This window comes from Ornithinimicrobium sp. F0845 (assembly GCF_023015765.1).
Lineage (GTDB): Bacteria > Actinomycetota > Actinomycetes > Actinomycetales > Dermatophilaceae > Ornithinicoccus.
Window position 1 is genome coordinate 511,137 of record NZ_JALKAL010000002.1, and the last position, 25,365, is coordinate 536,501.

24 protein-coding genes and 3 tRNA genes are annotated in these 25,365 nt (G+C 69.2%); 11 read left to right on the forward strand and 16 right to left on the reverse strand.

Annotated elements, in window-relative coordinates; genetic code table 11:
• The first annotated feature begins 78 nt into the window (after positions 1 to 78).
• Positions 79 to 1,317 (forward strand): arginine deiminase, encoded by a 1,239-nt coding sequence (locus tag MWU75_RS05650; protein ID WP_247088799.1) that lies wholly within the window; start codon positions 79 to 81, stop codon positions 1,315 to 1,317.
• 55 nt (positions 1,318 to 1,372) lie between these two features.
• Here MWU75_RS05650 and MWU75_RS05655 read toward each other — a convergent pair whose 3' ends face one another.
• The 6 genes from MWU75_RS05655 to MWU75_RS05680 form a co-directional block, all read right to left on the reverse strand.
• Positions 1,373 to 2,266 (reverse strand): pseudouridine synthase, encoded by an 894-nt coding sequence (locus tag MWU75_RS05655; RefSeq protein WP_247088800.1) that lies wholly within the window; start codon positions 2,264 to 2,266, stop codon positions 1,373 to 1,375.
• Positions 2,267 to 2,307: 41 nt separating this feature from the next.
• Positions 2,308 to 3,990 carry an energy-dependent translational throttle protein EttA gene (ettA, locus tag MWU75_RS05660; protein WP_247088801.1) on the reverse strand — a complete coding sequence of 561 codons (1,683 nt, stop codon included), beginning with the start codon at positions 3,988 to 3,990 and terminating at the stop codon, positions 2,308 to 2,310.
• Positions 3,991 to 4,054: 64 nt separating this feature from the next.
• The gene (locus MWU75_RS05665; protein WP_247088802.1) at positions 4,055 to 4,573 is read right to left on the reverse strand and encodes a single-stranded DNA-binding protein; all 519 of its coding nucleotides are present in this window, start codon (positions 4,571 to 4,573) and stop codon (positions 4,055 to 4,057) included.
• A gap of 215 nt (positions 4,574 to 4,788) precedes the next feature.
• Positions 4,789 to 6,426: a GTPase gene (locus MWU75_RS05670; protein WP_247088803.1), complete on the reverse strand. Its 1,638-nt coding sequence runs from the start codon at positions 6,424 to 6,426 to the stop codon at positions 4,789 to 4,791.
• A complete protein-coding gene (locus MWU75_RS05675; protein WP_247088804.1) occupies positions 6,423 to 8,129 on the reverse strand; it encodes a dynamin family protein in 1,707 nt (568 codons plus the stop codon). The genes MWU75_RS05670 and MWU75_RS05675 overlap by 4 nt, the downstream gene beginning before the upstream one ends.
• Positions 8,130 to 8,341: 212 nt before the next feature.
• A tRNA-Arg gene (locus MWU75_RS05680) sits at positions 8,342 to 8,414 on the reverse strand.
• Between the two features lie 94 nt (positions 8,415 to 8,508).
• Here MWU75_RS05680 and tyrA point away from each other — a divergent pair.
• Entirely contained in the window at positions 8,509 to 9,666 is a 1,158-nt protein-coding gene (tyrA, locus tag MWU75_RS05685; RefSeq protein ID WP_247088805.1) for a bifunctional chorismate mutase/prephenate dehydrogenase, read from the forward strand.
• 63 nt (positions 9,667 to 9,729) lie between these two features.
• Here tyrA and MWU75_RS05690 read toward each other — a convergent pair whose 3' ends face one another.
• Positions 9,730 to 11,076 carry a PrsW family intramembrane metalloprotease gene (locus MWU75_RS05690; RefSeq protein WP_247088806.1) on the reverse strand — a complete coding sequence of 449 codons (1,347 nt, stop codon included), beginning with the start codon at positions 11,074 to 11,076 and terminating at the stop codon, positions 9,730 to 9,732.
• A 40-nt stretch (positions 11,077 to 11,116) separates the two neighbouring features.
• Here MWU75_RS05690 and orn point away from each other — a divergent pair, with 40 nt between their 5' ends.
• A complete protein-coding gene (gene orn / locus MWU75_RS05695) occupies positions 11,117 to 11,746 on the forward strand; it encodes an oligoribonuclease (RefSeq protein ID WP_348647741.1) in 630 nt (209 codons plus the stop codon).
• A gap of 132 nt (positions 11,747 to 11,878) precedes the next feature.
• Positions 11,879 to 11,951: transfer RNA gene (locus tag MWU75_RS05700), tRNA-His, on the forward strand.
• A gap of 786 nt (positions 11,952 to 12,737) precedes the next feature.
• On the opposite strand, the gene MWU75_RS05705 is transcribed toward MWU75_RS05700, so the two are convergent.
• Entirely contained in the window at positions 12,738 to 13,628 is an 891-nt protein-coding gene (locus MWU75_RS05705; RefSeq protein WP_247088807.1) for a formylglycine-generating enzyme family protein, read from the reverse strand.
• Positions 13,629 to 14,074: 446 nt separating this feature from the next.
• Between MWU75_RS05705 and MWU75_RS20215 the strand changes: the two genes are divergently transcribed.
• Complete coding sequence (locus MWU75_RS20215; protein ID WP_247088808.1) at positions 14,075 to 16,309, forward strand: LuxR C-terminal-related transcriptional regulator; 2,235 nt, start codon at positions 14,075 to 14,077, stop codon at positions 16,307 to 16,309.
• Between the two features lie 14 nt (positions 16,310 to 16,323).
• On the opposite strand, the gene MWU75_RS05715 is transcribed toward MWU75_RS20215, so the two are convergent.
• Entirely contained in the window at positions 16,324 to 16,623 is a 300-nt protein-coding gene (locus MWU75_RS05715) for a hypothetical protein (protein ID WP_247088809.1), read from the reverse strand.
• Between the two features lie 229 nt (positions 16,624 to 16,852).
• Between MWU75_RS05715 and MWU75_RS05720 the strand changes: the two genes are divergently transcribed.
• Positions 16,853 to 17,230 (forward strand): SHOCT domain-containing protein, encoded by a 378-nt coding sequence (locus tag MWU75_RS05720; RefSeq protein WP_247088810.1) that lies wholly within the window; start codon positions 16,853 to 16,855, stop codon positions 17,228 to 17,230.
• 89 nt (positions 17,231 to 17,319) lie between these two features.
• Here the strand turns inward: MWU75_RS05720 and MWU75_RS05725 are convergent, their stop codons facing one another.
• Positions 17,320 to 17,502: a hypothetical protein gene (locus tag MWU75_RS05725; protein WP_247088811.1), complete on the reverse strand. Its 183-nt coding sequence runs from the start codon at positions 17,500 to 17,502 to the stop codon at positions 17,320 to 17,322.
• Positions 17,503 to 17,551: 49 nt separating this feature from the next.
• Between MWU75_RS05725 and MWU75_RS05730 the strand changes: the two genes are divergently transcribed.
• The 3 genes from MWU75_RS05730 (at position 17,552) to MWU75_RS05740 (ending at position 20,429) form a co-directional block, all read left to right on the forward strand.
• Complete coding sequence (locus MWU75_RS05730; RefSeq protein ID WP_247088812.1) at positions 17,552 to 17,692, forward strand: hypothetical protein; 141 nt, start codon at positions 17,552 to 17,554, stop codon at positions 17,690 to 17,692.
• 82 nt (positions 17,693 to 17,774) lie between these two features.
• A complete protein-coding gene (locus tag MWU75_RS05735; protein ID WP_348647742.1) occupies positions 17,775 to 18,035 on the forward strand; it encodes an SHOCT domain-containing protein in 261 nt (86 codons plus the stop codon).
• A 45-nt stretch (positions 18,036 to 18,080) separates the two neighbouring features.
• Complete coding sequence (locus MWU75_RS05740; RefSeq protein ID WP_247088814.1) at positions 18,081 to 20,429, forward strand: arylsulfatase; 2,349 nt, start codon at positions 18,081 to 18,083, stop codon at positions 20,427 to 20,429.
• Positions 20,430 to 20,621: 192 nt separating this feature from the next.
• Here MWU75_RS05740 and MWU75_RS05745 read toward each other — a convergent pair whose 3' ends face one another.
• Complete coding sequence (locus MWU75_RS05745) at positions 20,622 to 21,125, reverse strand: DUF2231 domain-containing protein (RefSeq protein ID WP_247088815.1); 504 nt, start codon at positions 21,123 to 21,125, stop codon at positions 20,622 to 20,624.
• A 199-nt stretch (positions 21,126 to 21,324) separates the two neighbouring features.
• On the opposite strand from MWU75_RS05745, the gene MWU75_RS05750 reads away from it, so the two are divergent.
• Positions 21,325 to 22,281 (forward strand): SPFH domain-containing protein, encoded by a 957-nt coding sequence (locus MWU75_RS05750; protein WP_247088816.1) that lies wholly within the window; start codon positions 21,325 to 21,327, stop codon positions 22,279 to 22,281.
• Between the two features lie 13 nt (positions 22,282 to 22,294).
• Entirely contained in the window at positions 22,295 to 22,528 is a 234-nt protein-coding gene (locus MWU75_RS05755) for a hypothetical protein (protein WP_247088817.1), read from the forward strand.
• Between the two features lie 17 nt (positions 22,529 to 22,545).
• Here MWU75_RS05755 and MWU75_RS05760 read toward each other — a convergent pair whose 3' ends face one another.
• From MWU75_RS05760 to MWU75_RS05780, 5 genes are all read right to left on the reverse strand, one after another.
• Positions 22,546 to 22,935: a type II toxin-antitoxin system VapC family toxin gene (locus MWU75_RS05760; protein WP_247088818.1), complete on the reverse strand. Its 390-nt coding sequence runs from the start codon at positions 22,933 to 22,935 to the stop codon at positions 22,546 to 22,548.
• A complete protein-coding gene (locus MWU75_RS05765; protein WP_247088819.1) occupies positions 22,932 to 23,159 on the reverse strand; it encodes a type II toxin-antitoxin system prevent-host-death family antitoxin in 228 nt (75 codons plus the stop codon). The genes MWU75_RS05760 and MWU75_RS05765 overlap by 4 nt, the downstream gene beginning before the upstream one ends.
• Positions 23,160 to 23,256: 97 nt before the next feature.
• A complete protein-coding gene (locus MWU75_RS05770; RefSeq protein WP_247088820.1) occupies positions 23,257 to 24,030 on the reverse strand; it encodes a class I SAM-dependent methyltransferase in 774 nt (257 codons plus the stop codon).
• 15 nt (positions 24,031 to 24,045) lie between these two features.
• Positions 24,046 to 25,056 carry a YihY/virulence factor BrkB family protein gene (locus tag MWU75_RS05775; protein WP_247088821.1) on the reverse strand — a complete coding sequence of 337 codons (1,011 nt, stop codon included), beginning with the start codon at positions 25,054 to 25,056 and terminating at the stop codon, positions 24,046 to 24,048.
• Positions 25,057 to 25,259: 203 nt separating this feature from the next.
• Positions 25,260 to 25,332 (reverse strand) — tRNA-Lys (locus tag MWU75_RS05780).
• Positions 25,333 to 25,365 lie beyond the last annotated feature (33 nt).

The following is a 25,365-nucleotide window of genomic DNA, read 5'->3' on the forward strand; positions in this document are numbered from 1 at the left end:
GCACGCACACCCCCGGGTGCGGTAGGCCTGCTGTCACGTGAGCGGCCCTTTCCCGAGAGGCCCAGAAAGGATGAGCCGATGTCGTCCCACACCCACGGTGTCCACTCCGAGGTCGGCCGGCTCCGCAAGGTGCTGGTGTGCCGTCCGGGGCTGAGCCACGAACGGCTCACCCCGAGCAACAACGACGACCTGCTCTTCGACGACGTGCTCTGGGTCGAGAGCGCGCAGCGCGACCACCAGGAGTTCGTCGACAACCTGCGCTCCCGCGACGTCGAGGTGGTGGAGCTGCACGAGCTGCTGATCGAGACCCTGGCCGTCCCGGGGGCCAGAGCATGGCTGATGGACCGCAAGCTGGACGTCAACGACGTCGGGATCGGCCTGGTCGACGACACCCGGGCCTACCTGGACACCCTGGACGCCCCGACGCTGACCGAGTTCCTCATCGGCGGGCTCTCGACCCGGGAGATGCCGGCAGAGTTCCGGTCCGCCCATCTCGCGCTCGCCCGGCACTCCGAGGGTGTCACGGAGTACCTCATGCCGCCGCTGCCCAACACCATCTACACCCGGGACACCACGTGCTGGATCTACGGCGGGCTCACCCTCAACCCGCTCTACTGGCCCGCGCGGCACGACGAGACGCTGCTGATGAAGGCGATCTATGAGTTCCACCCTGACTACACCGGCAGCACGGTGTGGTGGGGCGACCCGGAGCAGGACTGGGGCCAGTCCACGATCGAGGGCGGTGACGTCATGCCGATCGGCCACGGGGCCGTCCTCATCGGGATGAGCGAGCGCACCTCACGGCAGGCGATCACCCAGGTCGCCGCCAAGCTGTTCGAGGCCGAGGCGGCCACCCGGGTCGTCGTCGCCGGGATGCCGAAGCTGCGCGCAGCCATGCACCTGGACACGGTCTTCACCTTCGCCGACCGCGACGTGGTCACCTACTACCCCGACATCGTCGACGGCATCCGGACGGTGTCGCTGCGCCCGGCCGACGACGGTGGCCTGGAGGTGACCGAGGAGTCCGATTCCTTCATCGACGTCGTCGCCGACGCGCTCGGGCTGCCCGCGCTGCGGGCCGTGGAGCCCGGTGGCGGCTGGTATGCCGGGGAGCGGCAGCAGTGGGACAGCGGCAACAACGCGGTGGCCGTCGAGCCGGGGGTGGTCTTCACCTACGACCGCAACACCTACACCAACCAGCTCCTGCGGGACGCAGGCATCGAGGTGATCCCTATCAGGGGTGCCGAGCTCGGCCGCGGACGCGGTGGCGGCCACTGCATGACCTGTCCGATCTCCCGGGACCCGGTCGACTACTGACCTGACAGCGTTCTCGTCGGGACCTGTCCACCGGAAGGCGCGGACAGCTTCGGCGTCACACGTCCGCGGACAGCCGACGCCGCGTCACGAACCGGTGCCGATCGCCGGTGACCGGGTCGGTGAACGCCAGCTCGCTGGCCAGCAGCTGCAGCGGCGCGCCGAAGTCGTCGGCAGCCACCTCCCTGACCCGCGGATAGAGGGGGTCACCCACGATCGGGGCACGGAGCGCCGCCAGGTGCACCCGCAGCTGGTGGGTGCGCCCGGTCTCCGGCCGCAGCCGGACGAGCGCACGGTCGCCGGACCGCTGCAGCACCTGGATCCGGGTCACCGCGTTCGCCTCGCCGGGCACCTCCACAGCCTGGAGCTGCCCGCGCGGCTTCTCGATCCGCGACCGCACCTCCCCGGGCAGGTCGGCACCTGCCGGCAGCGCCACCACCGCGAGGTAGGTCTTGTCCACCAGGCGCGCCGCGAACAGCTCCTGGTAGTCCCTGCGCACCGCCGGGTCCTTGGTGAGCAGCAGCAACCCGGCCGTCAGCCGGTCCAGCCGGTGCGCGGGCTGCACCTGCTCCCACCCGGTCTGCCGCCGCAGCCGCACCAGCACCGTCTCGCGCACGTGCCGGCCCCGCGGGGTGGTCGCCAGGAAGTGCGGCTTGTCGACCACGAGCAGCCGCTCGTCCTCGTGCAGCACGGAGAGCTCGCCGGGCACCGGGGCCTCCTCCGGCAGGTCCCGGTGCAGATAGACCCAACCGCCCGGGGAGTATGCCGTGCGCCGGGTCACCACGGTGCCGTCACCCAGGCGGACCTCGCCTGCGTCGAGCCGCCGCACCACCTCGGTGGCGCCGTTGGTCCGGTCCAGGAGGAACTCGGCGACGGTCCCCCACGCCCCGCCGATCGGCATACTGAACCGGGCGGGCGGGACCCCGTCGCGAGGTGGGAGCGGCGCGCTCACCTCGGCTCCCTGCCCGTCGCCGTCGGCACCCGGGGGTTGGCTCAGTCGCGGGTGAGCTTGCGGTACGTGACGCGGTGCGGGCGGGCCGCCTCGGCGCCCAGCCGCTCCACCTTGTTCTCCTCGTAGGCGCCGTAGTTGCCCTCGAACCAGTGCCAGTTGGCCGGCTCCTCGTCGGTGCCCTCGTAGGCCAGGATGTGCGTGGCGACCCGGTCCAGGAACCACCGGTCGTGAGAGATGACCACGGCGCAGCCCGGGAAGTTGAGCAGCGCGTTCTCCAGGGAGCCGAGGGTCTCGACGTCCAGGTCGTTGGTGGGCTCGTCCAGGAGCAGCAGGTTGCCGCCCTCCTTGAGGGTCAGCGCCAGGTTCAGGCGGTTGCGCTCACCGCCGGAGAGGATGCCGGCCTTCTTCTGCTGATCCGGCCCCTTGAAGCCGAACTGGCTGACGTAGGCGCGTGAGGGGATCTCGACGTTGCCGACCTGGATGAAGTCGTTGCCGTCGGAGACCACCTCCCACAGGGACTTCTCCGGGTCGATGCCGCCGCGTGACTGGTCGACGTAGGAGATCTTGACCGTCTCGCCGACCTTCACCGTGCCCGCGTCGGGCTCCTCCAGGCCCACGATGGTCTTGAACAGCGTGGTCTTGCCGACACCGTTGGGGCCGATCACACCCACGATGCCGTTGCGCGGCAGCGTGAAGGAAAGGTCGTCGATGAGGATGCGGTCGCCGAAGCCCTTGCGCAGGTCGTTGACCTCGATGACCTGGGCACCCAGCCGGGGACCCGGCGGGATCTGGATCTCCTCGAAGTCGAGCTTCCTGGTGCGCTCGGCCTCGGTCGCCATCTCCTCGTAGCGCGCCAGACGGGCCTTGCTCTTGGTCTGCTTGGCCTTGGGGTTGGAGCGCACCCACTCCAGCTCCTTCTCCAAACGCTTGGCCAGCTTGGCGTCCTTCTTGCCCTGGACCTCCAGACGCTCGCGCTTCTTCTCCAGGTAGGTCGAGTAGTTGCCCTCGTAGCCCAGCAGGCGGCCACGGTCGACCTCGGCGATCCACTGGGCCACGTTGTCCAGGAAGTACCGGTCGTGGGTGACGGCGAGGACGGCGCCGGCGTACTCCTTGAGGTGCTGCTCCAGCCACTGGACGGACTCGGCGTCGAGGTGGTTGGTGGGCTCATCGAGCAGCAGCAGGTCGGGCTTGCTCAGCAGCAGCTTGCACAGTGCCACGCGGCGGCGCTCACCACCAGAGAGGACGGTCACGTCGGCGTCCGGCGGAGGGCAGCGCAGGGCGTCCATCGCCTGCTCGAGCTGGGCGTCGAGGTCCCAGGCGTCGGCGTGGTCGATCTCCTCCTGCAGCTGGCCCATCTCGGCCATCAGCGCGTCGAAGTCGGCGTCCGGGTTGGCCATCTCCTCGGAGATCGCGTTGTAGCGGTCGAGCTTGGCCTTGATCTCACCGACACCCTCCTCGACGTTGCCGAGGACGGTCTTCTCCTCGTTCAGCGGCGGCTCCTGCAGCAGGATGCCGACGCTGTAGCCCGGGGTCAGTCGCGCCTCGCCGTTGGAGGGCTGGTCCATCCCGGCCATGATCTTCAGGATCGTGGACTTGCCGGCGCCGTTGGGACCGACCACGCCGATCTTGGCGCCCGGGTAGAAGGACATCGTGACGTCGTCGAGGATCAGCTTGTCGCCGACCGCCTTGCGGGCACGCGTCATGGTGTAGATGAATTCGGCCATGGTGCTCAGGCTATCCGGCGGAGGCGGTCCGGCCCGAATCGGTGGGCCACCTCCGCCGTCCGCCTCAGGCACCGATCGCCACGGGCTCCTCCGGAACGGGCTCCTGGTCGTAGTCGTCCCCGGCGGGCGGCTCTTGGCCGGCCGGGAGCTCACCGTCGTGCTCCTGGGCGAAGGCTGCCTGCACGTTCTCATCGGCCGACGGGTCGTTGCCGGTGAAGTGCGGTCGTCGCACGGCGGTGAAGTCGGCCTGTCCGAAGCTCAGGTTCGGGCCGACCGCGACCGCGGTGATCTGCACCTCGGTGCCCTGCTTCTCGCCGTTCTCCCACTCGTTGACCCGCAGCTTGCCGTGGACCACGACCGGCGTGCCCTTGTGCAGGGACTCGAAGACGTTGACCGCCAGGGCACGGAAGGTCGAGACCTTGTAGAAGCTGGCGCCCGTCTCGAGCCACACGCCCTTCTCGCGGTCGAAGTAGCCGTGGTTGACGGCCACGCGGAAGTTGGCGAAGACGTCGCCGCCCTTGGTGTTGCCAATCGTGGGGTCGGCGGTCAGGTTGCCGGCCACCGTCACGTATGAATCTGTCATCTGACTCCCCTTCTGCTCGGTCCCACGGGTCCGTGGGTGAGCACCACCGTGCCGAGCGAGTATGTCGGGGCGCAGGTGGGCGGGAGGATCTGTGGACAGGCGGTGGCTGAGCGGGGTGGTTGTGGACAGTGCGTACGGAGCCACGACGAGAATGCGCGGGGGACGTACGGAACCACTACAGGAATGCGTGGGGCCGCCAAGCCTCGACAGACTGGTCAGCGCGCGGCGGCCTGCAGCTGCTGGCGCGTCTGCTTGTGTCGCTCCAGCACCTCGGACACGGGGGTGCTCACGTGCTCGTGGGCCACGTCGGCGACCGAGCCGCCCAGCCGGTCCTCGATCGCCTGGCGCCGGCGGCGGGCACCGACCCGCGCGAGGGCGCGCGCCGTCAGGGCGATCAGCACCCCCAGCAGCAAGCCGCCGGCGAGCATCAGGACCGGGATCGGGAAGGGACCCCACGTCGGCACGTCCAGCGGCATCTGCATGAACCCGAAGAGACCCAGGACCACGAGCCACACCAGACCGCCGATCGCGACCAGGGCGAGCAGCCACTGCAGCACGTTGACCATCTGCCACCACATCGGGTTACGCGCCCGCAGCGGGGTGCTCATGACGGCCTGGTCGAGGGAGTCGGCCAGCTCGCCGGTGTGCGGGGTCGCGGCGTGCGCCACCGCGTCCGCCCAGCGCGGGGGCAGGCCCGCACCGGCCGCCTCGCCCACCTGGCGCGTGGCCAGGTCGACGGCGGACCGGGCCGCCGGGCTGGCCGGTGGCAGCGAGGAGCGTCCGAGAGCCGTCTTGACGTCGACCGGCGTGATCGCGGCGGGGTTGTCGCCCAGACGCAGTCGCTTGAGCGGCTCGGGGCGCAGCGCCGAGACCCACCGGGTGAACGGCCAGCCCACGTGGTTGGCGGCCTGACGCAGGTAGTCACGGTGCACCGCGTCCAGCACGACCGGCACACCGGCCGCCTGCTTCAGCGCCACCACGAGCTTGCGGTCCGCCTCCGGGTCGAGCCGGGGCTCGTCGTCGCCCACGTCCTGCAGCAGGTCCCGCGCCGTGCCCTTGACGTCGCCCACCAGCCGCTGCTCGGCGGCGTTGCGGCGGGCCACGACCTCACCAATCGCGCCCTTGAGGTCATCCAGCCCGTCGTGCAGCCGCGCCGAGGTGCCGATCACCTCGAAGTCGCCGGCGCCGTCGGCCGCCACCAGCTTGCGCAGGTCGGCCTTGATCCGGTCGGCGCCGTCCTCGTCCTGGATCCGGTCGATCTGGTTGAGGACGACGAGCATCACCGTCTCGTGGTCCTGCAGGGGCGCGAGGTACTCGTTGTGCAGGCGCGCGTCGGCATACTTCTGCGGGTCGGTCACCCACACGAAGACGTCGGAGCGCGCGAGGATCCGGTCGGCCTCGACGCGGTGCGCCTCCTCGGTGGAGTCGAAGTCGGGCAGGTCGACCAGGATCAGGCCGTCCAGCGCGCCCTTGCCCGACCCGGGCGACTCGGCGACGTGGTGCCGGGCCTCGATCCCCAGCCAGGACAGCAGCTCGCTCGGGTCCTCACCGCCGCCCCAGATGGCCGCAGTGGCCTTGGAGGTGGTCGGCCGCCGAGCCCCGATCCGGGAGACCTCCTCGCCGACGAGGGCGTTGAACAGAGTGGACTTGCCCGAGCCCGTGGCACCCGCCAGGGCGACGACCGTGCGCCCGCCCTTGAGCGCCCACCGCTCCCGCACCTTGGTGACCAGCTCGGTGGCCGCCTCGGAGCGCTCCGGGTCGAGCTCGGCGCCACCGCTCTCCAGTGCGTCGTCGAGCTGGTCGGTGCGCCAGACCAGTGTCGCACCGCGGCTTCCCGACTCGCGGGGACTCATCGGGACTCCTCCACCTGCTGGGCCGCCTCGGACAACTCCTGGACCGCCTCGCCTGACAGGCGCACCTCGTCCAGGACGGTCTCGTAGCGAGCCAGCTCCTCGTCATACAGTCCGGACACCTTGGCGAGCAGCGCCTTGCGGGCCTTGGCGGCCAGCTCGCGCACCGCCTGGTCACCGAAGATCGCCTCGAGCAGCCGCTGGGCCAGCACTGCCGATCCACCCGCGATGCCCACCTCGACACCGGTCAACCCGGCCGTGGAGGCGAAGACCACCAGCATCAGCATGACGGCGAGCGCGTTGACGCCGAAGGCGAGGTAGCGGGCCGTGGCGCGCTTCTGCCCCGCCTCGTTGCGGACCATGTCGAGGACCTCGCCCTGCCAGTCGCGGATCAGCCGCTCGACGCGCTCCTCGATGCCGGGGCTGGCCTTGGCGAGCTCGGGATGCCGCTGCACCAACTCGGCGCCCCCGCCGGCGCCCTTCCAGTTGCGGGTGGCGGCGGCCGCGGCCACCTGGGCGTGGGAGGTGACGAGCGCGGCCGCACCGGACTGGATGGCCTCACCCAGGTGCTCGGTCGAGACGCTCTTGCCGGTGAAGAACGAGGTCAGTCGGTCGCGCAGGCGGCTGATGCCGGCCTCGACCTGCCGCAGGAACTCGCCCGTCCCGACCAGCTCCTGCCAGCGGGCGAGCACCTCGCCGCGCAGCAGCGTGCCGTCCTCCATCCCGTCCTCGACGCCCTGGGAGGCCTCGGAGTATGCCGTGCGCGCGGCCTGGCGCAGCGCGTCCCGGGCCGCGATCTGAGCCGAGCCGGCCTCGCCGAGCTCGGCGGAGCGGTCCGCAAGGGAGCCCAGCGCACCCTCCAGGGTGCGTCGGATGACCACGGAGCGGGCCTTGGCGTCGCCGGCCAGCGTGTGCAGCCAGCCGCGGAGCCGCTCGGTGTCCTTGGCCGGGAGCATCCCGTCCTCGCCCAGCCGCGACTCGGGGATCGTGAAGATCGGGGACTTGGCCAGCCCCTGCTCGCGGAGCATCTCGGAGAGGTGGACACGGATGTCCTCCATCGCCTCTGGTGGCACGCGGTCCAGGATGATGGCCACGCTCGTGCCGCGCTCGGCGGCCTCGCGCAGCAGCGACCACGGCACGGCGTCGGCGTAGCGCGCGGCGGTGGTGACGAACAGCCACAGGTCGGAGGCGGCCAGCAGCTGGCGGGCGAGGTCACGGTTGGAGGTGACGACCGAGTCGATGTCGGGGGCGTCCAGCAGGCCCAGACCGGCGGGCAGCATCGTGGAGGGGGTGAGCCGCACGGAGCCGGGGTCGTCCTCGTCGGTGACCGAGCCGGTCACCCGCGCCAGCCCGGGCAGGATCCGGTCCCCGGTGAACCACTTCTTGTCGTCCGGGTGGTGCACCAGGACCGAGGCCCGGGTGGTGGGACGCAGCACACCCGCCCGGGTCACGGTCTCCCCCACGAGCGAGTTGACGAGGGTGGACTTCCCGGCTCCCGTCGAGCCGCCCACGACGCAGAGCAGTGGCGCGTCCAGCGAGCGCAGACGTGGCAGCACGTAGTCGTCGAGCTGCTTGACCAGGTCGTCCTGCCGGACCCGTGCCTGGTCGACCCCGGGCAGGTCGAGGGTCAGCTCGACACGCTCTGCCGCGCCGCGCAGTCGCTCGACGGCGCGCAGCAGGGCTGCTCCGGAATCGGTCTTTGTCACGACCCAAGATTGCCGTGTGCAGGGCGTTCGGCCAAACCTGACCCGCCGTAGGGTGCCGAGTTTGTGTCCGCGCACGCTGGTTGGGCCCCTGCGCGCACTGCTGACCCCGGTCGGCGCGCACTGCTGACCCCGGTCGGCGCGCACTGCTGACCCCGGTCGGCGCGCACTGCTGACCCCGGTCGGCGCGCGCACCGCTGACGCGTGGGTGGGCGCGCCCCCGGCAGGACTCGAACCTGCAACCTACGGATTAGAAGGCCGTTGCTCTATCCATTGAGCTACGGGGGCAGCGGCTCCGCTGTGGCGGGCCGGTCGCCCAGTCTAGTTGCGTCGGCCGGACCGACCGTTGCCGCCGCGCCCCGCGCGACTACGCTCGACCCTCATGGAGCACCCCGACCCCTCAGTCGGCCCGTCAGTCAGCGCCGAGGCGCCGCTCGCCGACCTGCGCGACCAGATCGACGCGGTCGACAAGCAGGTCATGGACCTGCTGGCCACCCGGCTGGAGCTGGTGGCCGAGGTGGGCGAGCTCAAGGGGCAGCACGGTCTGCCGATCTACGCCCCCGACCGGGAGCGCACCATGATCGCGGCGCGTCGCGCGGAGGCCGAGCGGCGCGGCCTGCCGCCGGACCTCATCGAGGACGTGCTGCGACGGTGCATGCGGGAGGCCTACGCGCACGAGAAGAACCTCGGCTTCACCCGCCAGGCGCCGCACCTGGGCCCGGCGGTGATCGTCGGCGGCGCCGGCCAGATGGGTCAGTTGTTCGGCCGGATGCTCCGCCTGTCGGGCTACGAGGTGCGTGAGCTGGACCGTGACGACTGGGACCGTGCCGAGGAGCTGCTCGAGGGTGCCGGCCTGGTGCTGGTCAGCGTGCCGATCCACGACACGGTCGAGGTCCTGCACCGGCTCCCGCCGCTGCCCGCGGACTGCCTCCTGGTCGACCTCACCTCCACCAAGGGCGCCCCCGTGGCGGCGATGCTCGAGGTCCACCCCGGTCCGGTGCTGGGGCTGCACCCGATGTTCGGGCCCGACGTCGACAACCTCGCCAAGCAGGTCGTCGCCTACGTGCCGGGCCGCTTCCCGGACGCCAGCACCTGGCTGCTGGAGCAGATCCGCCTCTGGGGCGCCCGGCTGCACGAGGTGTCCGCCGAGGACCACGATCACGCCATGGGCCTCATCCAGGCCCAGCGCCACTTCGCCACCTTCGCCGACGGGCTGCACCTGGTCCGCGAGGACCGCTCCCTCGACGAACTGCTGGCGCTCTCCTCCCCGATCTACCGCCTCGAGCTCATCATGATCGGCCGGCTGTTCGCCCAGAACCCCGAGCTCTACGCCGACATCATCATGGCCTCGCCGGACAACCTCGCTCTCATCGAGCGCTATCACGACCGCTTCGCCGAGGCCCTGGAGATCCTGCGCGCCGGCGACCGCGAGGCGTTCATCGAGCGGTTCCGCGAGATCGGCGCCTGGTTCGGCCCGCACGCCGAGCGGTTCATGACCGAGAGCCACTCGCTCCTGGCGCATGCCGACACTCAGCGCTGAGTGCGCACCGATCCTCCCCGAGAACGCGCTCCCGGCGTACCGATCTTCCCCAGAATGGGGTGGTCAGAGCTTGTGGGGCACCGGCACGATCCGCTGCGCGGCGGCGTAGGGCTGCGGGGTCTGCAGGGGGGCGGCGAAGGTCGCGCGTCTGGCCTGGACGGTGTGCAGCAGCGCCCGCTCGCGGTGCCGCCACACGGGGTCGGGGTCGCCGCGCTCGAGGTGGTGCCGCGCGATCGCCAGCTCGCTCGACTCGTCCTGGAAGGCTTCCATCGCCTGCTCCGCGCGGGTGCCCCCGACGCCCTTGGCCCAGGCGCGGGCCCGGCGGCGCTCGCGTGGCGAGATGAGCATCGCGACCTCCGCCGGGGTGAACCAGCCGTTGAGGCCGTAGCCTGTCAGGTGCTCACGAAGCATCCTCGACTCCTGCCGTCGGGAGTAGAACAGCAGCAGCACGAAGCCGATGAACAGCGGCACCTGAACGAGGACGTAGGCGAGCAGGAACCCGTCGATCGTGCTGAGCGCCGCGAAGTTCCACAGGAAGTGCAGGAAGACCGCCGCCACGAAGCCGATGAGCGGGATGAAGGCGTAGCGCCACCGCCGCCGGTGGGTGATCATCCCCAGCGCGATGCCGAAGCAGATGGTGAACATCGGGTGCGCGAACGGGCTCACCAGTACCCGCATGACGAAGATCCCCAGCAGTCCGGGCGCACCCAGCTCGTTGTAGGCACCGCCCAGATAGATGATGTTCTCGATGAAGGCGAAGCCGACCGCCACCATGCCGGCGTAGACGATGCCGTCGACGACGCCGTTGAACTCACGGCGGGCGACCAGGAAGATCACGAGCACGCCGAGGCACTTCAGGGCCTCCTCGACCACGGGCGCCACGAGCACCGCCCCGGTGAACACCGGGTCGAGGTGGAGACCGGCGAAGAAGGCCATGCCGATGTCGTTGAGGAGCAGGGCTCCCGCCGTGCTGACCAGCGCCCCCCACAGGAAGGCGAACCACATGGTGCGCGCGGGCTCGGCCTCCAGCCGGTCGACCCACAGCAGCACCGGCACGACGATGCCCAGGGCAATCGAGGCGGTGAGCAACCCGAGCAGCGCGGCCGTGGCTCCGGTGCTCTCGGTGACCAGGACCGACATGAACAGCCCGCACAGGCCGAACAGGGTGACCGCACCGCTCCACACCATGAACCGACGCAGCGTGCGCCGGGGCGTGGCGTTGGCGGGCTCACCCAGGAACCCGGCATACGGCCCGTGGGCGACGCCGGGAGGCGGGGCGGGCGGGGCCAGCTGCGGCTGCGCAGGCCCCCACTGGTATCCGACGGGTTGCGGTGGAACCGGTCCCCCGTGCGGCGCGACGTGCGGTCCTCCCTGGTAGCCGGCAGGCGGCTGCTGAGGCTGGTGCGACATGGGCGTCACGCTACCGCCACCGCTGAGTAGGGTGGGGCCCGTGACGGAGACCATCACCAGGGCCCAGGCTGACCGCATCGTGTGGATCGACTGCGAGATGACGGGGCTTGACATCGTCAACGACGCGCTCATCGAGGTCGCCACCCTGGTCACCGACTTCGAGCTCAACGTCCTCGGCGAGGGGGTTGACCTGGTGATCCGTCCGCCGGAGGCCGCCCTGGCGATCATGGGCGACTTCGTCCGGCAGATGCACACCGACAGCGGCCTGCTCGACAAGCTGGCCGAGGGCACCACGATCGAGGATGCGCAGACCCAGGTCCTGGACTACGTGCGCCACTGGGTGCCGGAGTCCCGCAAGGCACCGCTCGGTGGCAACACGGTCAGCACCGACCGCGCCTTCCTGGCCCGCGACATGCCCGAGCTCGAGGCGCACCTGCACTACCGGATCATCGACGTCTCCTCGATCAAGGAGCTGTCCCGCCGCTGGTTCCCCCGTGCCTACTTCGCCGCGCCGGCCAAGACCGGCGGCCACCGCGCGCTGGGCGACATCCGCGACTCGATCACCGAGCTGCGCTACTACCGCCAGGCGGTCTTCCAGGCCCAGCCCGGCCTGGAGACCGCCGCCCTGAAGGACCTGGCCAGCCAGGTGGCCGCCGAGCACGACAGCTGACGGGAGCGCACGACATACTGCCTGCTCAGACAGTATGTCGTGGGCCTGGGACAGCCGTTTTCGGAACCACCCCGCGGAGCAGGTAAGATAGCCGCCGTTGCCTGAACGCCCCCGGTGTCACAGGTCAACATGGTGGGTGTAGCTCAGCTGGTAGAGCGCCGCGTTGTGGTCGCGGATGTCGCGGGTTCAAGTCCCGTCACTCACCCTGGTGTGGCGAGGTTCAGACTTTCGACCAGAGGAACCGCTCTGGTCGGGGTTTGAAACTCGCCGCTCTTCTTGGCCTCAGCCGCCCGGGTCAGCGCGTTGCCCCGCACCAGGAGTTCGCCGTCCTCATCGATGGAGGTGGCGGTGCCGCAGCGAACCCATCATGGTGGGCGGGGAGCCGGTTCGTGATCGCTTCCAGTTCGGCGCTGATCCGGTCCTGGTCCCTTCCTGAGCAAGTCCAACGGGACCGCGCCGCCTTAGTGAGCCTGGAGCAGCTTGCCTCACTCGTCGTCCAGCCCGTCACCGTCCTTGGTGAGTCGAGTGAGTGCCTTGGCCTCCGACACCATCAGCCGGTCGACCTCCGCATCGGCGGACGAGTTCACGAAGCAGTTGGCTGGTGGCCCATTGACCGGAGACGAACACCTGAGATGCCCAGGTCACCAACTCGGCCCGGTCGGGGGCCGACCTGGTGGACGATGCACTAGTTGATCTGGTGTTCGGTGACCTCCGGGATCATCCGCATCAGCTCGGGAACTGTCGACCTTGCCTCTGACTTCCCCCATCCACGAACTCGGGCCGTGTGATGGCAGCGAGGCAGGGACGAGGCTTCGACCGGGCGCGGCTCGAGGTTGACAAGTCCGCGGATCGCATCGAAGGCGCCGGCCGTCAGCAGCACGATGCCTGCGAACCAGCCCTCTCAGACCCTCCAAGAGGTCGCCGTGTCACTCGATGCGGGCACCTCTCTTGGTCTCGTCGGCCCCAGTGCACCCGTTCGAAGGGAATCGGTTCAGCGGGCGCAGCGAAAGCCGATGTGCGTCGTCGCGGTGTCCTCCGCTTGCGGCGAGCGGGCGGCAGGCCGGAAGCGAAGGCAATAGTCCGGTGAGCAGAGGTAGGAGCCTCCCTTCAGCGTGCGTCGCGGGGTCGACGAGCCGGGCTCGCTGTTGAGGGCAGACAGAAGGTTGGCGCGCGGTCCGGCCTCGATCCCGGTACTGCCCGGGACAACATGGCGGCTGGTGTAGAAGTCGCTCGTCCATTCCCACACGTTCCCGATCAGGTCGAAGAGCCCGTACTCGTTGGCCGGGTACGATCCGACGGGCGAGGTGTTGGCGCCGAATCGGCCACGATTGTCGTAAGGGAAGCGACCGAGCCACGTGTTCGCACGCGCTCGCCCGTCCGGGTACGGGACGGCTCCCCAAGCGTAGGGTAGGCCATCGTACCCACCACGAGCCGCATACTCGTACTCGGCCTCGGTCGGCAGACGCTTGCCGGCCCATGCGGCGTAGGTCGCGGCATCCTCAAACGCGATCTGGACGACAGGATGCTGCATGCGGTGCTCGATGGAGGAGCCGGGTCCCTCCGGGGCGTACCAGCAAGCGCCCGCCACCCAGCGCCACCACTGCCGCCATTCGCTCAGGTCGACGGGCCCCTGGGTCGGCGTAAAGACGAGCGCTCCAGGCGCGAAACTCGACAGGTATACGTCCGGGAAGCCGGCGGGATCGAGGGGTCGCTCGGCGACCGTGACGTACCCTGTGGCTGCCACGAACGCCGCGAAGCCGGCGTTCGTCACCGCGTATCGATCGAGCGCGAAGTCCGCGACCACGCGGTCGTGCACTGGTCGCTCGTCGGGGTAAAACTCCTCCGATCCCATCCGGAACGAGCCGCCGCGGATATCGACCATGTCGTGGTCGACTACTGTCGGCGACCCGTCCCCCTCCCCATCCATAGCCAGCCCTCCGGTCCCTCCGGGACTTCTCTAAGTGCCGACACTGCGGCGAGGTTCGTGCGGAACAGGCACCCATCGGTGAGGATTCCCCCCGACGACGGAGTTCATGGCGTCTGGTCTCCGTGGGTAGGCGTGATACGGGTGCCGATGCCCACCGTATCGCCGCCCTCCTAGGGTTCGATTCACACAGATCGCGTGATGTCACCATGTGCGGCCGCCGGGTTCGAGAACTGGGCGCGGACCGTGCCCGGCAAGGGCTGGTTCGTCCTGTTCCGCCTCACGGCCTGCCCGACTCATGGTTCGACGGGACCTGGACGCCCGGTGACATCCACCTCGCCTGATTCTCGGTCCGGCTGTCGTCGGCGTTGATAGGCAGCAGGAGACCGCTCTAGAATTCGGACGTGCGGGAGTCGACCCCATCGGCCGCTCCGGAGACGCGGAGTCTGAGCGGCATCTTCCTCGACGGCAAAACAGCGGTGCGCCCGCCTCGGCCCGGGGCGGTGACCCGGCGGCCGCTGATTGATCGTGCGCGGTCGACAGGTACTCGCGTTGTCGGGGTGACGGCCCCGGCAGGCTACGGCAAGTCGACGATGCTCGCAGAATGGGCATCGAGAGACCGCCGGACCGTCGCGTGGGCATCGCTTGACCGGTTCGACGACGACCCCGCCACGCTGCTGACGCTGTTGGCTACGGCCTGTGCGCCCCTGTCGCCGCGCGCGGCGGAGATCATCGCCGAGATGCGTGGGGTCGGGGTCTCGGCGCTCGGGCGCTCAGCCCCGATGCTCGCGGCCGTGCTCGCCCAGGTGCCCGACCCCTTCGTGCTGTTCCTGGACGACGTCCACGCGGCGGGATCGCTAGAGTGCCAGGACGTTCTTGAGGTCGTGCTCACGGGTGTGCCGGAGGGCTCGCAGGTGGTCCTCGCCAGCCGGCACGAACAGCCCTACTTCGCTCGTCTGCGCGCCGCAGGAGCAGTGCTCGAGATCGGGGTCCACGAGTTGCGCATCGACCGCGAGGGCGCGCGCACGATCTTCGGTGATGCGGCGGTCGAGGTCTCGGAGGACGACCTCGCCGTTGCCGTCGAGCGCTGCGAGGGGTGGCCGACGGGGGTCTTCCTGTGCGCACTCGCTGCTGGTGCCGGCACCGACGTGCTCTCGATGGCTGGGGATGAGCGGTTCGTCGCCGACTATCTCTATCACGAATGCGTCGCCGGGCAGCCCGCCGACGTGCGATGGTTCCTTTACCGGACCGCGGTGTTCGATCAACTGTCAGGGGCCCTTTGCGACGCCGTCCTCGGGACCGAGGACTCCCGGGCGATTCTTCGTCGCCTTGAGACACTGGGCCTCTTCCTGGTACCTCTCGACGGGCGCCGGCAGTGGTTCCGATACCACTCCCTGTTCCGCGAGTTCCTGCTCGCCGAGCTGGAGCGCGTCGACGGCGACATCGTGCCGGAGCTTCATCGGCGTGCGGCAGCGTGGTTCGAAGAGCATGATGCGCCCGAGCGCGCAGTCGAACACCTACTCGCCGCAGGAGACCTGGAGCTTGCGGGTGCGCTCATCGCCGACCTGTCGTTGCCCACGTACCAGCGTGGGGAGATCGCAGTGGTGGAGCGGTGGTTTGCGCAAGTCGGCGAGAAGGTGGTCGAAGCATCCCCGTGGTTGTCTGTGATGGCCGCGTGGACCGCGATCCTGCAGGGCAAGTCCCCGGCCTCGGAGCGGTGGGCCGCGGTGCTGGAGCGCATGGTGCCGGAGGGCTCCGCGGACGAGCAGGTGGCCTTCGAGTCGGCTCGTGCGATGGTCCGGGCCGCGATGTGTGTCGACGGCCCCGAGCGCGTCCTCGTCGATGCTCAGTACGCAGTGGCGAACGAGCCGGACTGGAGTCCATGGCGGGATCAGGCTCTCCACCTGCTCGGTTCCGCCTGGCTGCTCGTCGGTGACACCGCGGCGGCTCGTGAGGCCTTCGCCGCCTCCTCTGCGTATGCGCTGGAGATGGGCAACACCGACTCGGTCTTGCTCAGCGAGGCCGAGCTGGCGATCCTCGCCATCGACGAGGGAAGGTGGGTGGATGCCGAGTCGCATGCCCACATTGCGGTCCGTGCGATCGACGATAAGCATATGGAGGGATACCCCACAACCGCGCTCGCCCTCGCGGTCAGCGCACGGATCGCGTTGCGACGGGGAGACACGACTGCGGGGGAGCGGTTCCTCGCAAGGGCGATGCGAGCGCGCGTGCACTGCACGCACGTGCTGCCCTATCTCGCGATGCGCGTGCGTCTCCAGCTCGCCAAGGCGTTCGGGGGACTGGATGACCGCGCCGCCGCCCAGCACCTGCTGCGTGAGATCGACGAACTGCGGGCACGGCGCCCGCACATCGGCGTGCTCGCCGAGGAGATCGATCGGTTCCGCGCCAAGCTCGGCGAGAAGGCGGGGGGCGTGGCGAGCGTTCCGCTCACGCCCGCGGAGCTGCGACTCCTGCCCTACCTGCAGACGCATCTGACGATCGCCGAAATCGGGCAACGGCTCTATATCTCACGGAACACCGTGAGCACCGAGGTCGGGTCGATCTATCGCAAGCTCGGTGTCACCACGCGCGGTGCAGCGGTCGACCGGGCGATCGAGTGCGGCCTGCTCGGCGAGTGACCGGGCTGTCGCGGTCAAGGCTCGTCACTCAGCAGATCCAGATCCTCCCCAAGGGCGAGAGCGACCTTTGGTGCGGCCGTAACCACTCGGGGTCGACCGACGATGGGCATGATCGCGTCGAGCACGCTCACGATCGCGCTCGCTTCGGCGCCCGCGCTCACCGCGCCGTCGATCTCGCGGCGGATCGACGGGGCAGCAGCGGAGACCGCGATCAGGGCTCCCAGCCGCACGAGACATCGTGTCTTTGCGTCGAGGGCCGACAGCTCGGGGAGATCCTGCTGCTCGTCGAGAAGGCGTTCGTCATCGATGCTCAAACGCCGCAGATGCTCCGAATAGTCCAAGAGGGCACCCCCACTACTGGCGATCGGTGAGCGGTGGACCGCCCGGCGGACCGCCTGCACTGCTCACGACAAGTAAATCCTCTCGAACGCCAATCCGGTTCACATTATCTGCATGATGCGGGTCGTTCGAGCACGCCCCTAGCCTCGCTCTCGAGGGCGCCGTGCCCGGCCCCGTCCGATCGATTCGAAATGAGGTGCACCCATGGGTTTTCTTGATTTCATGCTGTGGTTCCTCTGGGTCTGGTTCGCCATCGTCTGCATCTGGGCGTACATCTGGATCGTCATCGACGTGTTCCGCGACCACACGCTGAACGGCTGGGCGAAGGCGGGATGGCTGATCCTCTTGGTGCTTCTCCCGTTCCTGGGTGCGCTCATCTACCTGATCGCGCGGGGCGGTTCAATCGCATCGCGCCAGGCGCGCGACGTGAGTGAGGCACAGCAGGCCCACGCGGAATACATCCGAAGCGTGGTCGGCACTGCGTCGCCGGGAACTGAGATCGAGCGCGCGCAGTCGCTGCTCACTTCCGGCGCGATCACACAGGCGGAGTTCGACTCGCTCAAGGCAAGAGCGCTCGCGTGAACCGGGCCGATACTGAGCAGGAGATGGAAGACCTCGAGTACGGGCCGGTGGAGCTTGTCCTCACCGCCTTCGCGGGCGAGGAGCCGAGCCTAGGCGTCCTGGATGCGCTGGCGGATCTCGCCGATGCCGCAACGATCCGGTTGATCGACCTGGTTCACGTCGCGCGCGATCACGACGGCACCGTCACATTCGCGGAGATCGACGACCGCGGGATCGAGGTCTGTGCGATCGATCTGGTCGCCGCGGGGCTCGCATCGGACGATGATGTGCACGAACTGGCGTCGCGGCTGCCTCCGGGCACCTCAGCGCTCCTGCTTTGTCGTGGAACTGCTGTGGGCGAAGAAGCTGGCCTCGCGGCTCATGGAGGCCGACGGCTTCGTCGTCGACTCGGTCCGAATTCCCGCCCCCGTGGTCAACTTCGTGGCCGTCGAGGCGGCCGAGATCGAGATGGAAGTGAGCTGACATGCCACTGAGGAGAAGGGGCCGGCCCGGACTGGTCGGAACGGCGGCGCGCACCGCAGTGGTCGCCGGCACCGCGACGACCGTGAGCGACAACGTTGCTCGGCGACAACAGAATCGCGCCGAGGAGAAGCGCGCCGAGGAGAAGTACGTGCAGCACGAGGACCCGGTGCAGCAGCAGGCTGCCGGGATGGCAGCGACTCCCACCCCAGTTCCCGCGGCGGCGGCCGCTCCCGCGCCCGACATGGTCACCCAGTTGCAGCAGCTCGCTGACCTGAAGGCGCAGGGGGTGCTCACCGAGGTGGAGTTCGAGAACGCGAAAGCCAAGCTGCTGAACCGACTGTGAAACCGGAATTACTGAACCCGTTCCAGGGATACCGAGGAGAGAATCGTGAACGACGCCCACACGGTGATCGGATCGCCCTTGCCGCCGGCGAGGACGCTGCCCTTCCCGCCGAAGTCCTCCGGTAGCATCGCTGGGCGGACGATCCAGGAGTCCGTCTACTCACCGAAACCCGCCGACGATCATTTGCCGGACGACGCGCCGAACGTGCTCGTCATCCTCATCGACGATGCCGGTCCCGCGCTGCCGTCGACGTTCGGCGGTGCGATCCGCACCGCGACGCTCGACCGGGTGCGAGCGGGCGGCGTGGGGTTCAATCGGTTCCACACGACCGCGATGTGCTCGCCCACCCGGGCGTCGCTGCTGACCGGTCGCAATCATCACCGCGTTGGGAACGGCCAGATCGCGGAACTCGCGAACGACTGGGACGGCTACTCCGGGCACATCCCCAAGAGCAGCGCCACGATGGCCGAGGTGCTCCGGCACTACGGATACGCCACCGCGGCCTGGGGCAAGTGGCACAACACCCCCGCCGAGGAGACTACGAAGGCGGGGCCCTTCGACCGCTGGCCCACGGGCTACGGATTCGAGTACTTCTATGGCTTCCTCGCGGGCGAGGCGTCCCAATACGAGCCCAACCTCGTGCGCAACACCACTTCCGTGCTCCCGCCGAAGACCCCCGAAGAGGGCTACCACCTCAGCGAGGACCTTGCCGACGACGCAATCGCGTGGTTGCGCGACCACAAGGCGCTCGCTCCGGATCAACCGTTCCTCATGTATTGGGCGACCGGCGCGATCCACGGACCGCACCACATCATGAAGGAGTGGGCCGACAGATACACGGGCGCGTTCGACGACGGCTGGGACGTCTACCGCGAGCGGTCGTTCGAAGGGGCAAAGGCCGCAGGATGGATCCCCCCGGATGCCGAGCTCACGCCGCGGGACGAGAAACTGGCAGCGTGGAACGACATCCCCGAGCACCACAAGCCGTTCCAGCGCCGGCTCATGGAGATCGCCGCGGGTTTCGCCGAGCACGCCGACGCTCAGGCCGGACGCGTCCTCGACGAGATCGAACGTCTCGGGTACAACGAGAACACGATCATCTTTTACATCTGGGGCGACAACGGATCGTCGGGCGAGGGCCAGAACGGCACCATCAGCGAGTTGCTCGCGCAGAACGGCATCCCGACCACCGTCGACCAGCACCTCGCGGCGCTCGATGAGCTCGGCGGCCTCGACGCACTCGGCACGCCGGCGACCGACAACCAGTACCACGCGGCGTGGGCGTGGGCCGGCTCGTCCCCCTACAAGGGCATGAAGCTGCTCGCCTCTCACCTGGGCGGCACGCGGAATCCGATGGTCATCCAGTGGCCGGGGCATATCGAGCCCGACCCGACGCCGCGGACACAGTTCCACCACGTCATCGACATCGTGCCCACGGTCTACGAGATCCTGGGGATCTCGCACCCCGAGACGGTAGGTGGCGCCCCGCAGGACCCGATCGACGGTGTCAGCCTCGCCTACGCGATCGAGGATCCGCATGCTGCAGGCAGGCGACGTGCGCAGTACTTCGAGATTATGGGCAGCCGGGCGATCTACGCCGACGGATGGATGGCTTCCGCGACCGGACCTCGACTGCCGTGGGTCCCCGGACTCCCGCCGGGCATCACGACGTGGACCCCCGATCAGGACACGTGGGAGCTCTACGACCTCGACAACGACTGGAGCCAGGCGCGCGACCTCGGGGCGGAACAGCCGGAGAAGCTCGCGGAGCTCAAGGAGCTGTTCGCGATCGAGGCCGCGCGCAACGACGCGCTTCCCATCGGGGGCGGCCTCTGGGTGCCCGTGATGCACCCGGAGGACCGCATCAGCCCGCCCTTCACCGAATGGGAGATGGGCGGCGATACCGTCCGCGTGCCGGAGTTCTGCGCGCCCGCGCTGGGGAATCGGCCGAACACGGTCACAATCGAGTGCACCGTGCCCGACGGCGCGAACGGCGTTCTCTACAAGCTCGGGGGCGCCGGCGGCGGCCTCACCTGCTACCTGATCGACGGGGTGCTGACGTACGAGTACAACCTGTTCCTCGTGCAGCGCACGATGATCGCCGCGCCTGCACCGCTTGCCGCGGGCGACCACACGGTGGAGATTGAAACGCGCTACGTCGAGGCTCGTCCAGGAGGGTCTCTGCACGTATCGTTGCGCGTGGATGGCACCGAGGTGGTATCGGGAGAGGTTCCGATCAGCGCCCCCCTGCTGTTCTCGGCGAACGACTGTCTCGACATCGGTCGCGCCTACGGCGGCGCGGTCTCACGCGCGTACGCCGACCGGATGCCGTTCGCTTTCGAGGGGCGGATAGATCGCGTGCACATCGCGTACGCACTGCCGCAGCAGGCTTGACGGGGCATGTCGGAGGGCCTCACTCCGTGGTGCGTGGTTCGTGGCGTCGAAGTGGGGCAGCCATTGTCCCTACAGTTCTGCGTTCGCAGAGAAGGGCGAATCGCGGTTCACGCCCGAGTCCGGCCTCTGCAAGGCCCGGTGCAGCTCCCCGGTCCAGACGCGAGTTTGGTCCGGGGCGCTTTGTCGTTGTGGTCACTCTCGGACCGTGGCGCCCCACACCGACTGGGCACCGGAGTCCCCGACGCGGTAGACCTGCACCCCGGCTGCAAGGGCGGCGACCACGCTGAGCACGGCGACGACCGTCACGAGCCCGCGGCCCGCCGGCGCGCCGCTGACGGCCAAGGCCGCGGTGCGTCCTTCCTCCGTGGCGGAGTCACGCTCGGCCCTGCGGGACAGGAACACGAGGACGACGAGGAGGATCAGCAGTGGCACAGCAAACCAGATGAGCTGCTCGCCGAGGTCCTCGTGGTCGCCCGGGGAGCCCACCCGGTCCTCCAGTGCGTCGCCGCTGGAGGTCGCGACCGGGATCAGGAGCGTGGCGATCGCGGCGATCCCCACGACGACCGGGCCGTAGGTCCTGCGCCACGCGGGCCGCACCGCGATGGCGATCGTGCCCAGGACCGCCAGCGGCAGCAGGACGACGACCCCGTGGACGACGAGCGGGTGGAGCGGCAAGCCGTTGATGGTGTCGAACACGAGGGGCTCCTTCGGTTGTGGTGGAGCAACTTTCGCACCCCATGACCCCTGCCGTGCGGATCGCCCCGCCGACGATTTCTCGGCGTCCGTCCCCGCTGGCCCGCCGACCGAAGCACCACTTCCCGTTGACCCGCCGACTGAACCACCCCGGAAATGGTGCTATTATTTTGATATCATTTTTAAGAGAGAGGACACAGCGATGAGCGAGGCACAGGACGAGTCGGTGGGCGGCGCACCGGCAGGCACACCCGTCGGGCACGAGGGCACGCGCGTCGACGCGACGGAGCGCAGGGCGTGGTCGATCGACGGTTTCGCCGGTCTCGTCATCTTCCTCGCGGTGCTCGGTGTCGGGGTGTGGCTCATCATCATCGGGACGATCGCCGCCGCGGAGGGCGAGGGTGGCATCGGCCAGCTGGTCGGCGGCTCGCTGCTGGTGGTCCTCGCCTGCGTCATGCTGGCCTCGCTGACCGTGATCGCGCCGGGGCACACCAAGGTCGTGCAGTTCTTCGGGCGCTACATCGGCACCGTGCGCAAGCCCGGCCTGCGGATGACCGTGCCGCTGGCCACGCGCAAGAATGTCTCGGTCCGGGTGCACAACTTCGAGACCAGCGACCTCAAGGTCAACGACTTCGACGGCAACCCGATCAACATCGCGGCGATCGTGGTGTGGCAGGTCGCCGACACCGCTCGGGCCACCTTCAGCGTGGAGGACTACGAGGACTTCGTGGCCGTGCAGGCCGAGTCCGCGCTGCGCCACGTGGCGATGAGCCACCCCTATGACAACGACGCCCGCGAGGTGACGCTGCGCGGTGACACCGACGTGATCAACGCCGAGCTCGCGCGCGAGGTCGCGGAGCGGATCACCCTCGCCGGCCTCGAGGTCATCGAGGTCCGCATCTCGAGCCTGGCCTACTCCCCCGAGATCGCCCAGGCGATGCTGCAGCGCCAGCAGGCCTCGGCCATCATCGCGGCCCGCGAGAAGATCGTCGACGGTGCCGTCGGCATGGTCGAGGGCGCGTTGACCCGCCTGGAGGGCCAGGGCATCGTGGACCTCGACGACGAGCGCCGCGCCTCGATGGTCTCCAACCTGCTCGTCGTGCTGTGCTCCGAACGAGGCACCACCCCCGTCGTCAACGCGGGGTCGCTCTACTCCTGACCGGGTGAGCCCTATGGACGATCAGAATCCGACGTCCGACCGGCGTCGAGCCGCAGCAGCCCGCAAGCAGGTGCTGCTGCGGCTCGACCCTGCCGTCCACGAGGCGCTGCAGCGCTGGGCGGCCGACGAGCTGCGCAGCGTCAACGCGCAGATCGAGGTCGTGCTGCGTGACGCGCTCAAGAAGGCCGGACGCGCGCCCCGCGGCGCTGCCCCCATCCGCCGGCCCGGCCGGCCACCGAAGTCATAGGCGCGTCGTCACCCGACTCACTCGCGGGCATCGACAACCCACTCGAGGCCCAGACCGAGAAGGGCCTGGTCAGAGGTGAGCAGAGCGAGCCCCTCGGAGGAGGCCTGCGCCAGGAGCATCCGGTCGAACGGGTCCTGCCTGGCGAGCTCCGGGAACTCGGCCAGCGCCGCCGCATGCGGCGCGCGGAACGGCAGCTCCACCAGTCCGGCCGCCTGCGCAGCCTCGGTCACCGGCTCCGGGACCCGCAGCCGCCCGAACATCTCCTTGATGGTGACCTCCAGGACGCACACCGACGAGGCATAGACAGGAGACGACCCCGTCACCAGCAGGCGCGAGCGCTGGCCGAGTCGCTCGTCGCCAGTGAGCAGCCAGAGGAACACATTCGTGTCGAGCACGACACCTCTCACGTGTCGGACTCCTCGTAGAAGGGGGCTGAAACCTCGGCATCGGCACCGTCAAAGACCGCTGGGTCGACCTGAAACCCCTCCCACGACTCCAACCCGATCACGACCTGCCGACCCTGGTGCGCCACCAGGTCCACGACGGGCTTGCCGGCCCGAGCGATCGTCACCGACTCTCCTGCCAGGACCGCTTCGATCAGCCGGGACAGCTGGGACTTCGCCTCGTGCACATTGACCTGGACTATGCACGACTGTAGAGGCCTATGGCTAAGTTTGGCTAAGTCTTGTCGGCAGCCCGAGGTCCTTCGACGTGGGACACCGTCCAGCTCAGCGGGAGGAGTAGACGAAGACCTCGGTCGCGTGCCTCAGGTCCAGCACCTCACGCTCGGATGTCTCGGGCGACTCGTCGAGGATCTGCTCGAGCTCGGCCACCATCGCCGCCCGTCGGTCCGGCTCGGCAGCTAGGAAGCTGCTCACGGTCAGCCAGCGGCGCAGGTAGAGGTCCCGGGTGATCCGCTCGGTCCAGCGCACCACCTCCTGCTCAACGAGCTCGAAGCCCGGCACGTCAGGCTCGGCCGCCGCCTCGTCGTCCGCCAGCCCGGGGTGCGCCACGTCGTAGCAGGCCCGGTCCCACGCGCAGTCCGGGTCGGGAGTGTTCCAGAGCAGACCCAGACGGCCACCGGCCACGAGCACCCGGGCGATCTCGGCGCAGGCGGGCTCGCGGTCGAACCAGTGGAAGGCCTGCGCAACTGTGACGACATCGGCGCTCGCGTCGGGCAACGGGATGGCCTCGGCACCTCCGACCAGCGCCCGCACGGCCGGGAGCTTGTGGCGCAGGACCGCGAGCATCTGCTCGGACGGCTCGACGGCCACGACCCGGTCTGCGCGCCCGATGAGGCGCTCGGTGAACTTGCCGGTGCCGGCCCCGAGATCGACAGCAGTGCCCACGTGCTGAGGCACGATCAGGTCGGCGGCGCGCTCCGGGAAGCCGGGGCGGTAGGTGTCGTAGTCCTGACCGATCTCCCGGAAGGTGCCGCCCAGCATCGCGCGGGTCGCGGACGCGGACGGCCGAGGCTGGACCGGCGGCACGTCCTCGGTCACGGCCGGTCCTCCGGCTCACTCACCGTCGTCGTTCCCGCGGCTCGCCTCGATACGGATCCGTCGGTTCTCCTCGACGATCTCCTGCTGCTTCTCGGCCTTCTTGATCTGCGCGCTGTTGTCACGCGGCGGCAGCTGGAGGTGCTCCTCCGCCGGCAGCCCCGCCCGCAGCTGGCGCCCGCGCTCGAACTCTGCGTCGAACTCGGCACCGAGCAGGAGGGCGAGGTTGACGATCCACAGGAGCAGGAGCAGCAGGATCGCACCGGCCATCACGCCGTAGGTGGCCGAGTAGTTGCCGAAGTTGGCGATGTAGAAGCCGTAGCCGGCCATGGTCACGACCAGCACGACGATGGCCAGCAGCGCGCCGGGGCTGAACCAGCGGAACTTGCGCTTCAGGTTGGGCGTGGCCCAGTAGAGCAGGGCGATGACGCCCACGACCATGAGGAACATGAAGGGCCACTTGGCGATGTTCCACACCATCGTGGCCTGGTCGCTGAGCCCGACCACGCCGAAGACCGCGCCGGCGATGCCACCGGTCAGGACGAGCGACAGCCCGACGACGACGACCAGGAGCAGCACGACCAGGGTGATCAGCAACATCAGGGGACGCAGCTTCCAGAACGGGCGGCCCTCCTTGACGTCGTAGATCGAGTTCATGGCCCGGGAGAAGGCGTTGACATAGTTCGAGGACGCCCACAGCGCGGCGCCGAGTCCGATGACCAGCGCGATCCCCGCCCCACCGGTGCCCTGGAGGTTGTCGACGAAGCTCTCGATCGGCTCCAGCTGCTGCTCCGAGACGCCCAGGTCGATCAGCACGTCCAGCAGCGCCCGGGTGGTCTCCTTGCCCTGTCCGAACACGCCGAGGAGCGAGGTCAGCGCGAGGATCGCCGGGAAGAGCGACAGGACGCTGTAATACGTCAGCGCGGCGGCCATGTCCGTCGCCTTGTCGTTCAGAAACTGGGTCACGGTGCGCTTGAAGACCGTCACGACGTTGGGCATCGGCTGCTGCTCCTGTCGCTCGGCACTCACTGGACCGTCCCCTCGGGTCGACGTCGCGTCCAGCGGCCAGTCTGTCAAAGGTTCACCCGGCGCGCCGTGCGAACGGGGAGTATGCCGGGACCGCCGCTCGGCGGACCCCGCACCAGGGCGGGGGTCCCGGACACAGCACTGGAGGCGAGGCGCACGGCATACAAAAAGTCCCCGCCCGGACACTTCCGGACGGGGACTGGGAGTGCGCCCACAGGGACTCGAACCCCGAACCCGCTGATTAAGAGTCAGCTGCTCTGCCAATTGAGCTATAGGCGCGCGACGCAGAACTTTAGCATCGGCAGACTGCCT

Coding starts and splice junctions, on each gene's coding strand:
- ettA (WP_247088801.1), bottom strand. CDS start 3,990: ATGGCCGAATTCATCTACACCATGACGCGTGCCCGCAAGGCGGTCGGC.
- MWU75_RS05705 (WP_247088807.1), bottom strand. CDS start 13,628: ATGGTCGATATCCGCGGCGGCTCGTTCCGGATGGGATCGGAGGAGTTT.
- MWU75_RS05720 (WP_247088810.1), top strand. CDS start 16,853: ATGGGTTTTCTTGATTTCATGCTGTGGTTCCTCTGGGTCTGGTTCGCC.
- MWU75_RS05755 (WP_247088817.1), top strand. CDS start 22,295: ATGGACGATCAGAATCCGACGTCCGACCGGCGTCGAGCCGCAGCAGCC.
- MWU75_RS05665 (WP_247088802.1), bottom strand. CDS start 4,573: ATGACAGATTCATACGTGACGGTGGCCGGCAACCTGACCGCCGACCCC.
- tyrA (WP_247088805.1), top strand. CDS start 8,509: ATGGAGCACCCCGACCCCTCAGTCGGCCCGTCAGTCAGCGCCGAGGCG.
- MWU75_RS05690 (WP_247088806.1), bottom strand. CDS start 11,076: ATGTCGCACCAGCCTCAGCAGCCGCCTGCCGGCTACCAGGGAGGACCG.
- MWU75_RS05650 (WP_247088799.1), top strand. CDS start 79: ATGTCGTCCCACACCCACGGTGTCCACTCCGAGGTCGGCCGGCTCCGC.
- MWU75_RS05750 (WP_247088816.1), top strand. CDS start 21,325: ATGAGCGAGGCACAGGACGAGTCGGTGGGCGGCGCACCGGCAGGCACA.
- MWU75_RS05670 (WP_247088803.1), bottom strand. CDS start 6,426: ATGAGTCCCCGCGAGTCGGGAAGCCGCGGTGCGACACTGGTCTGGCGC.